Below are 12,625 nucleotides of genomic sequence, written 5' to 3' on the forward strand. Positions count from 1 at the left end.
GGACAGTCCGCGGCGCCGCCGCCGTCACCTATCTGACCGTCCCGCCAGCCGAACCCCTACCGGGATTGGTGCAGGTCAGGCGGAGCTTCATGCGACGGCCGTCCCATTTGACCCGTCCGGTGACGGTCCTCGCTTGAGGGTGTTAACCGGGACGTTTGTTGAGGAGCGTTCGTGGTCCTGCGGGGTGCGGGGGTGATCGAGTAGGTGTCGAGCACGGCCTTGTGGACAGTGCCCGGCGGCATGCCGAGGACCTCGGTGACGCGGTCTATGTGGGTTAGCCATCGGCCCGGTGGCAGCGCGGCGATGACGGCGCCCGCGTCTCGCAGGACTGCATGGATAGCTGGAATCCTGTCGTCGCGGAGGACGGCGGTGGGGCGCGCGTCGAGCAGGGTGTCGGCGAGGCTGCCCGAGGCGTCGATGGCCGTCCGCAGCGCGGTGGCGCCATCCCGATGCAGCAGATCGGCGGGATCCAGCCAGTCAGGAAGGGCGAGTCGGCGCGGGCCGTCGCCCCGGGCAGTGAGCTGCCAGTAGCTGCGCTCCGCGGCCCGCTGCCCGGCGGGATCGTTGTCGGTGGCCACGAGAATGCCGGGACCGTTGAGACGGATGTAGGGGCCGAGCAGATCGGCTTGCCTGCCGGTGAGGGCGGTGCCGAGCGTGGCGACGCCGACGGTGTGCCCAGCACCGGCCAAGGTGAGGGCGATCGCGTCCAGTGGTCCCTCGACGAGGGCCGGGGTTGCTCCGGCGCCGAGCGCGGCTCGGGTCTCGTGGAGCCCGAAGAGGTGCTCGCCCTTGCGGTACAGGTCGGTGGCCGGAGTGTTGAGGTACTTGGGCCCGGCCCGTCCGTCATTCGGTGTGATGGGGTTACGGCGGGCGATGTAGCCGACGATCGCGCCGTCCTGGTCTTGAATGGGGAAGGTGAGCCGGTCGCGGAATCGGTCGATCAGCGCGCCGGTGCGGGCGCGCTGAGCGAGGCCGGCGGCGAGCAGCTCCTCCTCGGTGGCGCCGCGGCCGCGCAGATGGTCGACGAGGGCGGCCCAGCCGACGGGGGCGTAGCCGGGGGTATGTCGCTGGTCGGTGGTGAGGTCGGTGCCCAGCCGGTCACGCAGGTAGCCCGGCGCCCAGGAGCCGGGGTAGTGGTCGGTGAAGAAGGCGGCGGCCTGGGCGTTGAGCGTGATGAGCCGGTCGCGGCCGACGACGGCGGTGGCCCAGAAATGCGGCTCGAGCAGGTAGTCCGCGTCGTCGGCGGCCGGCTGGCCGAGGGCGAGAGGGTCCGGGGTGAGGTACCGCGGGCTGGTGGGCGGCGACTCGTCGTCGTCAAGGACGGGGAACGCCTCGTCCGCACCGCTCAGGTCCGGATGGTCGGAGACAACGAAGGCCGCGTCGTCCTCGGCCGGGGGACGCAGGTGGGCGTCGTCGGGGGGCTGCAGGTCGGCCGGCAGCGGCTCGGGGACGTCGACGGGTGCGCGGTCGGTGAGCGCGGCGACGCGGAACACCAGCCTCTCCGCAATCGCATCGCCGGTTAAGTCTGCGTGCTCCTTCGCAGGCAGGCCGGTGATGGCGGCGCCGAGCAGGTCGGCGGGGGCCCAGCCGGCGCGGATGCCGGTGGTGACCGCGGCGACCAGCGCCGGCCAGGCCGGGGCGGTGAGCACGCGGTGGGTGTGCTCGGGGGGCAGGAGCCCGAGGAGGACGGCGCACCAGTCCGGGCGCAGCGCTCCGGCGTCGGGGCCGGTGGTGGGCGCGGTCGCTAGATTCAGGTGGGGCGCGAGCCGCCACCACAAAGCGGCGGCGGGCAGGTCGTCGGGCAGCGGTCGCTGAGCGGCGACGGCGGCCAGCAGGCCCGCGGCATCCAACCCGGCGCGGTCGGCGGCGGCCAACCGCTCGGCCAGGGCCGGCCAGTGAGTGTCGCGGCGGATGCGCGGGTCGTGGCTGTCGGCCAGCGCCGCCCACACCGACCGGCCCGCGTTGGGGGTGACGGCGAGGGCCTGTTCCAGCCGGGCCTGGTGGTGGCGTTCGGCGGTCGGGAACCGCGGCGGGCCGGTGGGTCGCCGGTCCTCGTCCGGAACGCCGAGGGCGGACCGCCAGACGGCGAGGTCCGCGCGCAGGCAGGCCCCGTTGTGTGCCAGTAGGGAGCGGGCCCAACCGGGCGCGGTGGTCGGGGTCATGGTCGCGGCGGTGGCGGTTACCCGGGCCGCGCAGCCGGTGAGGTGGGTGGCGCGCGCGGCGAGGTAGGGGCCCCAGTGCGGATCGTCGGCCAGTGCGGCGGGGACGGCAGGCAGCCACGGCAGCGGACCGAGCGGGCCGGTGGCGGGCAGCCGCCAGTCCAGAACGGCGGCGGGATCGGCGGCGCCGTCCAGTTCTCGCATGCCGGCGACACGGGTCAGCGCGGCGCTGGGGTCGGTGCCGGCGAGGGCGAGCAGCGCCAGGTGCCCGCGCAGGGTCGGCCAGGCCGGCGAGGCGGTCAGCCCGGGCCGGAGAGTGTCGGCGGCGTTCTCCAGTCGTTCTGCAGTGCCCGGTTCGAGGCGGTGTTCGGCGGCGACGCGCAGCGCGTCGGCGTAGCGGACCGCGGCGGCGTGCAGCTGCCCGGCCGGGTTGGCCAGCTCCCGGCGGGCGCCGGCCGCGGAGGTCTGCGCGTCGTCGCGGGCCAGCATGGCCAGCAGCAGGTCGGTCGCGGTCGGCGGGGACACCGCGGCAGGGGTGACGATGCTGTGCGGGTCGCCGTCCCCGACGGTGGCGAGGTAGACGTGGTTAGCGTCGCGGCCGCGGGATAGCGCGACGTAGAGCAGCTGCCGACCCTCGGCCCCGGTCAGCACGGTGTGGCAGGTGTCGGCGGTGACGCCCTGGGCGCCGTGCACGGTGGCCGCGTAGCCCAGCTGCACGTGTTCCCGGACGTAGGTCGCTGGCAGGGTGAGGCGCCGGCCGGTGCCGGTGTGGACGACGTCGAGGGCGCCGTCGCCGCCGACGGCCCGCACGGTGAAGCGGTCACCGTTCTTCACCCAGTCGGTGACACCGAGCGGCAGGGTCCGGTCGTTGCGGCGGGTGATCACGGCGTCACCCGCACCCGCGCGGGTGCCGTCGGCGAGAACGACCTCGGGGCCCGGTGGGCCGGGGGAGTGGGCCAGCCGGTCGGCGCGAGCCCGCTCGTTCAGCCGCGCCACGACCTCGCGCGTGGCCGCCAGCAACAGTGCGTCCTTGCCAGCGGCGCGGTCGGCCGCCCACGCGGCATAGGCCTGCTCGGCGCAGGAGGCCAGGTCACCGACGTGCACCCGGCCGGTGTCGAGGTAGAAGCCCAGCCCGGTGGTGTCGCCGTCGCGGAGGGCGACGGTGGCCGCGGCCTCGGCCGGGTCGGTGAAGCGCACCAGCTGGGTGAGCGTGACCGCGCCGTGCGTGGCGGCGATCTCGCCCAGCACCCCGCCGGCGGCGACCGCGGTCAGCTGTTGCGGGTCGCCGACCAGCCGGACGCTGCCGCCTCGGCCCAGGACGTAGGCGACGGCGCGGGCCAGCTCCACGGTGCCGGCCATACCGGCCTCGTCGACGACGACCAGCGTGCTCGGCCCAATCTCGGCCACCCAGTTGGGCGGCTCTGTTGCGTCGATAGACCACACCAGCTTGGCCAGGGTGTCGCAGCGGCCAACCAGGGAAGACCGCAGCGTCACCGCGGCGACCGCGGACGGAGCCAGCCCGAGCACTGTCCCGCCGTCGGCGATCCAGGCGCGGGCCAGCGTCGCCAGCGCGGTGGTCTTCCCGGCGCCGGCCGGGGCGATGGCCAGCTGCAGCCGGGCGCCGCTGCCGGCGAGGGCGCGGACCAGCTGCGCTTGCCCGGGATTGAGCTCGGTGCCGTTGGTGGTGGCCTCCAGCAGCGCCAGCTCGACGACGGACGCATCGGTGCGGCGGCCGCCGCTGCGCCCGGCGGCCGCCAGCAGTAGGACCTCGGCGTCCAGTACCGCCCGGCTGGTGTAGAGCCGACCGCCGGCGACGGTGTAGACGCTGGCGCCGTCCGAGCGGCGCAGCTCGGGAGGCTCGGCCACCGGATGCGGGACGTCCAACGGCACCGACATCGCCGGGGACAGGGCCGTCTCGGTCACCCGGGACACCGCACGGTCGACGTCGGCGGGGGAGAGGTCGGCGGCGCGCACCACCCGCTCAGCTTCGGCGCGCACGTGCCAGAACTGCCAGCTCGCCCGCTGCGCACTCACCGTGTAAAGCACTCGCAGCGCCGCCGATCGGACCCAGGCCTCGCTGATCCCCGGCGCGCGTAGCGGCGGCCGACCGCGCACCACGTGGTCGAGCATTCCGGCCAGCTCCGCAACGCCGCCGAGCACGGCCAGGGCCTGCCGCCGCCAGGCCGCGCGCTGCTCAGCCAGCGAGCGCGGCTCGTGCTTCGCCTCCCGGGTTTCCAGCGTTGCCTGCTGAGCCAGCGCGATCGCCTCAGGCGCCATGGGTGGCCGGCCGTGCTCGGCCTGGAAGTTGGTGGCCAGCTCTCCTCGGCGGACGTCGATTGCCCGTCGCCGGGAGGACCAGGCGTCCAACAACCGGGAGTCGACGTCGACGATCTCGCGCACCGGCCGCTTGCCAGCGTCTCGGCCAGGACGCTCGGTGAAGCGCACCCGGAGCCCGGCCACCAGGTGAGCCTCCAGCCGGGTGTTGTAGTGCTCCGAGGCCGCGACGTTGGCCTTGTACAGCACCCGCCCGTCCAGCGCCCGCCACCGTCCGTCGGCGGTTTTCACCTTGTTGCTCACCGCCACGTGGGTGTGCAGATCCGGGTCACCCGCGCGTGAGTCGCGGTGGGTAAACACCGCCGCGATCAGGCCGCGGGTCTCCACCTGCCGGACCCCACCGGCGCCGAGCCTCGTGAAGACCGCGTGCCGCTCGAGCCAGGCCAGCGTGTCGGCAACCGCGGCGGCGTGGGCGGCTTCGATCCGCTTAGCGACCTCCCGAGGTGCCAGCGCCCACAGCGCCGAGACCGACTTCACCGGCGAGAAGGTCAGGTCATAGCCGGCCACCGCGCTCGTCGTCGGCCGGGAGGCACGGGCGATGAACCCGGAGAGCTCCCGGGCGTCGGCCGGTAGGCGGCCGTGGACGTCGGTGAACATGCCGCGCGCCACCTCGGCGCGGATGCGGGCCCGCTCCCGCTCGGCCAGCGGCGCGTCGCACGGTCGCCCGGCCGCCGCGTTGGCGGCGGCGAACTCGGCAGCGCAGCGCGCCCGGAAGCCGTCGGCGGCCGTGGGGAAGAGCAGGAACGGCAGGCCGAGGGCGCCCACGGCGCGGGCCTGCTCCGGGGTCCGCCCGGCCGTGCAGGCCTCCCGCTGCAGCCGCTCGGCGTCGGGATGGCGCCCCTTGCCGAACAGCGCCTTCATCTGCGCCTCGCCGACCGGCTGCCCGGCATCCACACCGGCCAGGCCGGCCAGGCCTCTCCCGGCCCAGACGCCAGGGGACTCACCGCGCTGGGAGTAGTAGTCACCGAGGCCGACTAGGCCGCGCTCGGTGGCATCCATCGCCGCCACCTGTCGCGTCAGGTAGGTGTACCCGTCACCCGCCGTCAGCTTGTGCAGCGACATCACAGCCGCGGACGCTAGGAACGCGATCTCCAGTCTCGACCGCGTGCGTCTCCAGTCCCGGCGGCCTCTGTCGTCGAGTGGCCTTGCCACGGGTCTCAACGCGGTTCACCCCAGCAGCGACGCAGGCCTCGACCGTCCGCCAGGGAAGGCTCGAAGGAGCTGGCCGCTTGGCTGCTGAACGGCCCGGCCCGAGGACGCTCGGAAGGAGCCGCGCCGCCCTTCATCACGACGTAGGCGCGAGCCTCAATCCTCAAGGCAACCGTCCAGAGGGAGAGTGCAGGTCGGCGTCAGCCGATTGCTTGCCCGTCACCTCAGGTGCGAGTCGACCTGGCGGTCAACCCGACAGTGCATGAGGTGTGACGGTCATCGATCTTGAAATCTCTAGGAAGACGCGGCGGCGCTTGTGGACTCCGAGCCGGGGACTGAGTCCCGCCGAAGAGAGCTTTGAGGCGGCTAGTGCTAAGTAGGCGCCAGCATCAGGAGTCCTCCAATAGCACCGTCAAGGGAGACGCCTAACGCTTGGCGCACCGGGACGATCCGAGCGCAGGAGAGTCGAACGAGCATGAAAGCAATGCCGTCTCGATGAGACACCGCGTGGAAGTTGTCGAGTCCACTCTCATCGGATCGTCGCGGCAGAGCGAAGATTGCAGCGTGCAGGATGTCTCGATCGAGGTGGCTGGTCTGCCTCCGGCCAAGAGCGAAGCCAAGTCGATTTTCGCGTCTGGTCATGTTCACTCGGAGCGCGTCCTGGCGCTGCTGAGCGCGGTTCAGTCGGCTGTCGAGGGGAACTCGATTCGCTTCCCGGAGGAGTCGTTGGCCCTTGACTTGGTGTTGGTCAGCCCGACGGCTCCGCCGTCGGACGCCACCAACTACCTCGGCGGGGTGGCGGATGTCCTCGAGGACAAGACGCACCGTGGCGACCTGTCGCACCTCGGGTCGCTTGCCGACGTCGCGCTGTACGGCAACGACCACCAGCTCCATGAGGTGAGCTTCCGGTGGGAGGCGGGGCCGACAGTTGGCTACCGGCTGCGGGTGCGCCCACGGTGACCCGTGTGAAGGCGCCGGCCCTCGGCCGGCAGCCTGGGAGGCGCAGCGGGATCGCCGTGCGCCGTGCTGACCCGGCCGCCCGGGACCCTTGGCACCGGCTTCGGTTGAGGCGCGACACCCCCGAAGTTCCCTCGTGGCGGTGATGTTGCGGAACCATCCGGTCGGCCAGCATGTGCCGCATGTCACCTCGGAGCCGGCGTACGCGCGCGCCAGCGGAGCTGGCGGCCCGTGCCTGCGAGCACGCGCGACGTGAGGCCGCGGCGGGCCGTGTGGCCGCGGCCCGCGCCGAACTCCGGTGGGCCGAGGCGACGCTGGCCCGCCTGGCCTCCCAAGCTGACGAACCGGCGGTGGCATCTGTTCGCCGGGCGCTGCATGACGTGCGCACGCTGCAGCAGCAGCTCGACCGGCCCGCGCCGGCAACTCGGGCGGCCCGGCCGGAGCGGGCACGAGTGCCGGACATTGCGGCGCAGCTTCGCCAGGCGGAGCAGCTGCTCGCGCTTGGCCAGCTGAAGCGTGCCGCAGCCGTGGTGGACGTCGTCGCCGCCCGGCTGGCCGATCAGGAGCTACCGGGGCACCATCCCTGGCCGCTGCAGCTGGCTCGGCTGCGCAAACAACTGGCGCCGGCACCAAGGGGCAGTTCCCGGGGCCGCGGGGAGACCCGTTCGACCAGTGTGCGCACCGTTTCTGGCGGCCTGCCCACGCTAGGACGCCGGCGCTGATGCGACTCGGTGCCGGCGGCAAGCCGCGGCCCGTCAGGCGACCGAGTCATGTGTGGGATGAGGTGCCGGACCCGACCACGGGCCGCGACGCCTATGTGGTGCTGTCCTCGCGCCGGTACGTCTAGGTCGAGGGGAGGCGCGGACAGACCACTTGCGTGCCGCCGCCCTGCTCAGCCGACGCGCCCAGTGACGTGCGGACGATCGCGTTCTGCGGTCACTACCGTGACCGGGCGTTGTCGTCGACGCGGAGTCGTCAGTCGCCCTGCCCGGAAGGAGTCCTGTGCGGATCGGCACCTGGAACCTGTGGCTGTGCCCGCCGTCGACTTCACCGCGGGGGCAGGCCATCTCGGGCTGGCTGGACCAGCAGGCCGTCGACGTGTGGCTGCTCACCGAGGTGCACCGGGACTGGGATCGGGGGCGGCGGCTGGTCGTCTCGCCGCGGCGCGGCGTCGGTCCGGAGGAGAAGCGGTGGGCCGGGATCGAGACGGCGCTGCCGCTGGGAGCGCTGCGCACGTCGCCGGAGCCGAAGCACTCGGGTGAGGAGGGCCTGTGCCTGGCGCGCCTTGAGCTCGGCGGGTTCACAGCGTCGTCGGTGCTGGTGGCTTGCTCGGTGCTGCCGTGGAAGGGCGCGGGGCCGTACTGGCCGGGGCTGCCGTCGGGCCAGGCCGCGGAGTTCTGCCATGTCTTGGACCACCACGTTGCGCGGATTGAGGAGGAGCGGGTTCCGGGTGAGCCGCTGATCTGGGGTGGTGACTTCAACCAGCAGTTGCTGCGGCCGTTCTGGTTCACCACCGAGGACGGCGCCGCGGCGCTGAGGGCGGCGTTCGACCGGCTCGGGCTGGTCGCGCCGACCGAGCAGTCACGGCACCTGAACGGCACGTCGTTCGCGATCGACCACCTGGCGGTCAGCCCGGACCTGGTCGCCGAGGATGGGCCGGCGGCGGTGCACCGGCCGGAATGGGAGGGCGGCCAGTTGAGCGACCACGCGGCCTACACCACCGAGATTCGGCTGTCCGCTCCATCCCGGCCGCCTCATGCCTTTGCCTCCGACGTCGACGGGGTCCGGCATGTGATCGTGCTGGCGGACCAGGCGGACATGGATGGCTGGTCGATCGAGACGTCGGCCGGCGTGTGTGCGTTCGAGCTGGACACCGTGTGGGGATCCGACTCGCCGAACTTTCTCGGCTTCGGGGCCTCGACGAAGGCGTGGATCGCTGTCTGCGATCACGGGACGGAGTTGATCCGCTTCGTGCCCGCGGTCGAGGGTCGTGCGTAGCGTCGCGAGCCGTTGCGCAGGCGGCGTGACCCGCGGGCTCACCCGGTCGGGGGAGTAGCCCGCAGCCGGCTCCTCCACTAGGTTCATTTTTCGAGAGGCACGCAGTTCCGGCCGTACCGGAAGTGCACCGCTCAACCGTTCCCTTGACCGCGAAGGGTCCTTCGGCAGCCGTACTGCCGGTGGCTTCGCGTCCATCAGCTCTCCGCGCCGCCGTGGCGTGTTCGCCGATCTCGACGAGCGCGCTTCGGGCCTCGGCGTGACCACCCAGGATTGCGAGAAAGACATGGACTACCGCACCGAGATGGGCTATCGCACGCTTCCTCCGTACGACTACCTCACGCAGGACCTGGCCAACGGCAACGTGCGCCTGTTCGCCCTGGAGGAGGTGGTCAACGAGGAGAACCCGAAGGACCGCTACGACAACCTGCGGGCCGTGGCGACGCTGGACTGGGCTCACGGCCTGGAGCTGTGCGACTTCCTGGACGACCTGTTCTGGGAGATCGACCAGGAGGTCGAGCGGCTGGACGCGGGGCAGGGCCCCGGTGGGTCCCGCCGTAGGCCCGTCGATCGGCCCAGCGTGGACCTGCGGGAGCGAGCGGTCCGTGCCCTGATGGCGCCGGGGAAGGAGCGGCCGATGCTGGGCACGGTCGTCGGGTTCTCCCGAACTCTGCCCCGAGCGGTCGCGACCGCCGTCTTCACTGAACTGGCACGGCTCGGCATCGACGTGGCCCTGCTGGAGGAGACGCCCGTAGAGCCGCAGGCCGGGACCTTGGACTAGGAGGTCGGACGGGGGCGGCGGCTGAGCTGCCGGCCCCGCATGCGGGCCGTGCCCCGCGCACGCTGGCCGCGGTTGGCGCGGTGCCGGTCCGCTTGTTGACCGCTCCCTGAGCTGGGTGTGGGGCGCCAGGTGGCATCTCGTAGGCGTAGCGCGTCACCGGGAGGCGCGTCCGTCCGGTGGCGACCTTACTCGTTTCCTCTAGTTCACAGATTCACAGTTGACATGGCCTTGAAGGAGGTTCACAATGATCGGCATGAGGCGCAGGCGGCAGGCCCCGGGGGCCATGAAGCGAGTAGGCGGCCACGCGGCCCGAACGCTCCACGTGGTGGACGTGGAGAACCTCGTCGGCTCCGGGAGGCCAGGTCTTTCGGCCGTGGCGGCCCTGCGGTCGCTCTACACCGACGTGGTGCGCGTCGTCCCGGGGGATCACGTGGTGGTGGCGTGCAACCCCGGCTGTCTGCTGGACGTCGGGGTGGGTTGGGGGCCGGGCTCTGCCCGTCTCCGCGTCGGCGCAGGGCGCGATGGTGCGGACTGGGAGCTGCTCGAGGTCCTCGAGAGCGAACGGGTGCCGGAGCGGTTCTCCCGCGTGGTCATCGCCTCGGGTGACGGCATCTTCGCCGCGATGGCCGCGCGGCTGGCTGTCGCCGGCTGCGAAGTCACGGTGGTCAGCCGGCGGGCCAGCCTGTCGGCGCAGCTGCGGCTCGCGGCCATGCGCGTCGTCTATCTTCCCGACGGCGAGGCCATCGTCTATCTTCCCGACGGCGAGGCCATGGGTCGCCCGGTGCCCGCTGCCGTTCGGCGGGCCGCATGAGCGACGGCGAGGCGCCGCGCCTCACGCTGGCCGACATCGCGCTGCTGGCCGACGTCGGACGTCCCGCGGTGAGCAACTGGCGCAAGCGGTTCGCCGACTTCCCGCAGCCGGTCGCCGGCACCGCGGAGCGGCCGCTGTTCGATGCAAGGCAGATCGAGGAGTGGCTGCGGCAGCGCAAGGGCAATTTCGTCAGCCCTGGTGTGGATCGGCGGCTGTGGAAGGCGCTGGAGCCGTTCCGGGGGGTGGCGCCGATGGAGGTGCTGCTCGAGGCGGTTGCGGCGGTGGCAACGCTTCGTTATGTCGCCGTGGCCCCGAAACGCGGCCGCAACCTCGCCGGGGACGTGCCGCCGGCACCGGACGTGTGGGCGGCTGTCTCGGGCAGCCCGCCGGATCGGCGGAGGGCAGCCGTGCTCCGTGCGGCCGCGGAGATGGAGCAATCGGTTCCGTCGCTCACCCGGTTGTTCGTTCCGCCGGTGGAGCGGCTGCCCGCGGAGGCGGCGGACGTTCTGCGTTTCCTCGACCAAGTCCCGGTCAAGGAGTCGGCCCGGCTGGTCGACGCTGCCGTGGGCATGCTCGGGTGGGCCGCCGGCCGCGGCGGCCTGGGCGCGGCGGCGACCGCGGACCCGTTGATCGACCTCGTGGTCGCCCTGGCTCGCCCGATCATGGGCACCGTCTACGACCCGGCGGCCGGCGTCGCCGGGGCGCTGCTCGGGGCAGCCCGGGCCGCGCAGGGAGCGGTCGAGCTGACCGGTCAGGAGCTGAGCGAGAGCGCCTGGCGGCTGGCCAACCAGCGGCTCATCGTTCACGGCCTCGACGGGCACATCACCCACGGAAACACGCTGCTCGACGATCAGGAGCCGGGGCTGGAGGCAGCGCTGGTGGTCCTCGATCCCCCGTACGCGGTGGCCAACTGGGGCGTCGACCGTGTCAGCCTCGACCGGCGCTGGCGCTTCGGGCTGCCGTCGGCCAACAACGCGGACCTTGCCTGGGTGCAGCACGCGGTCGCCCACCTGGCCCCCGGCGGGCGCGCGTTCGTCCTGTTGCCGGCGGGGTCGCTGTTCCGAAGCGGTGCGGACGCCCGTATCCGGCACGAACTGATCCGCCAGGGGGCGGTGGAGGTCGTCGTCGCCCTGCCCAAGGGCCTCGATCCCCGGTTCGGCGTCGCGCTCACCCTGTGGGTGCTCGCTCGACCGGGCGAGGCGGCGGTGGGGGACCGGGTGCTGCTGGCCGATCTTGCCGGTGACCGCTCGGCGTTCACCTCCCGCGCGCAGGAACTGAGCGAGCTCTATCACCGGTGGCGACGTGGTGGCGAGATCGGTGACGTCGGGTGGGCGGTGAGCCCGTCGCGGCTCGACCTGCTGGCGATGGACGCCACCCTGGTTCCGGCTCGCTGGATCCCGACCGCGCTCCAATCCGTCGACGCCGAACAGTTGATCGGGGAGTTACGGGACGACGCCGGCCGGCTGGCCAGCACGCTCACCGCGCTCGGGCGCTCGTCCACGGTCCGCCTGGACCGGGTGCGAGGAGCGGGGGCTGGCACGCAGCGGGCGTCGGTCGCCCGCCTGGCCGCCGATGGCCACCTGACGGTGCTGCGCGGCGCTCGAGTACCGCGTGAGGACCTGGATGCTGCCGCCGCCCAGGGCGTGCCGGTGATCACGGCGACGCAGATCCGGCAGGGTGCGGCGCCGCGGTCCGCCGACTGCCCCCGGGTGCCGGCCGACGTGCTCGAACCGAAATTCACCCGCACTGAGCCCGGAGACGTCCTCGTGCTGTCCGAGGGTGACCGCATTCGCACCGCCGTCGTCGACGAGGGCGGCATGGTGGCGGCATGGCCGCTGTGGATCGTGCGCGGGCGGCCGGGCTGGATGGACCCGACGTACCTGGCGGCGTGCCTGGCCAGTGAGTGGAACAGCCGGCACCTGATGGGCAGCACCGTTCCCCGGGCTCGCGTCCGCGATCTGGAGGTACCGCTGCTGCCGCTCGGCGCCCAGCGATCCGTCGTCGAGCAGCTTCAACAGTTGGATGCGCTACGTCGGGAGAGCCAACTGGCCGCGACGCTGGCCGGGAGGATGTCCCAGCGGGTCGTCGACGGCCTCGCCGCCGGGGTTCTCAGCGTCGACGAGAGCGACTGACGAGCGGGTGGCAGACGGCCGCAGCCGAAGCCCGTTCACCGTTCCGGTGACAGACGGTGCCCTGATGAGTCCGAACTGTCAGCAGGCTTCCTTACCGTCCGCTACTCGCCGCCCACTCCGCACCGTCCCCCGAGGAGCACCGTGTCCGAGCCACGTTCCGCCGGTGTCGAGACCGACGGTCCGCTGCGTGGACGCACCCACCTGCCGCGAGCTGTCGGGTGCACCAAGTCTCACCGCACCACCTATCTGCCGGCTCAACTGCACGCGAGGTGGGCGGCCTGGCCTCCCGGGCAGCGCACCCGGTGTT

7 protein-coding genes are annotated in these 12,625 nt (G+C 72.7%); 6 read left to right on the forward strand and 1 reads right to left on the reverse strand.

What is annotated here, in order from left to right:
• Positions 1 to 56: 56 nt before the first annotated feature.
• Positions 57 to 5,555, reverse strand: coding sequence for a MobF family relaxase (gene mobF / locus ACI8AR_RS18015; RefSeq protein WP_457052243.1), 5,499 nt, complete (start codon positions 5,553 to 5,555; stop codon positions 57 to 59).
• Positions 5,556 to 6,149: 594 nt separating this feature from the next.
• On the opposite strand from mobF, the gene ACI8AR_RS18020 reads away from it, so the two are divergent.
• From ACI8AR_RS18020 to ACI8AR_RS18045, 6 genes are all read left to right on the forward strand, one after another.
• Positions 6,150 to 6,602, forward strand: coding sequence for a hypothetical protein (locus ACI8AR_RS18020; protein ID WP_457052217.1), 453 nt, complete (start codon positions 6,150 to 6,152; stop codon positions 6,600 to 6,602).
• Between the two features lie 269 nt (positions 6,603 to 6,871).
• Positions 6,872 to 7,321, forward strand: a complete 450-nt coding sequence (locus tag ACI8AR_RS18025; protein WP_457052218.1) for a hypothetical protein — start codon at positions 6,872 to 6,874, stop codon at positions 7,319 to 7,321.
• Between the two features lie 280 nt (positions 7,322 to 7,601).
• Positions 7,602 to 8,597: an endonuclease/exonuclease/phosphatase family protein gene (locus ACI8AR_RS18030; protein ID WP_457052219.1), complete on the forward strand. Its 996-nt coding sequence runs from the start codon at positions 7,602 to 7,604 to the stop codon at positions 8,595 to 8,597.
• A 217-nt stretch (positions 8,598 to 8,814) separates the two neighbouring features.
• Entirely contained in the window at positions 8,815 to 9,375 is a 561-nt protein-coding gene (locus ACI8AR_RS18035) for a hypothetical protein (RefSeq protein ID WP_457052220.1), read from the forward strand.
• A 325-nt stretch (positions 9,376 to 9,700) separates the two neighbouring features.
• A complete protein-coding gene (locus tag ACI8AR_RS18040) occupies positions 9,701 to 10,186 on the forward strand; it encodes a hypothetical protein (RefSeq protein ID WP_457052221.1) in 486 nt (161 codons plus the stop codon).
• Entirely contained in the window at positions 10,183 to 12,318 is a 2,136-nt protein-coding gene (locus tag ACI8AR_RS18045; RefSeq protein ID WP_457052222.1) for an N-6 DNA methylase, read from the forward strand. Before ACI8AR_RS18040 ends, ACI8AR_RS18045 begins: the two co-directional genes overlap by 4 nt.
• Positions 12,319 to 12,625: the final 307 nt, after the last annotated feature.

Source organism: Geodermatophilus sp. SYSU D01036 (assembly GCF_054050435.1).

What these genes read in the sequence shown, in the direction of transcription:
- ACI8AR_RS18045 (WP_457052222.1), top strand. Translation starts at nt 10,183, where the DNA reads ATGAGCGACGGCGAGGCGCCGCGCCTCACGCTGGCCGACATCGCGCTG.
- mobF (WP_457052243.1), bottom strand. Translation starts at nt 5,555, where the DNA reads ATGTCGCTGCACAAGCTGACGGCGGGTGACGGGTACACCTACCTGACG.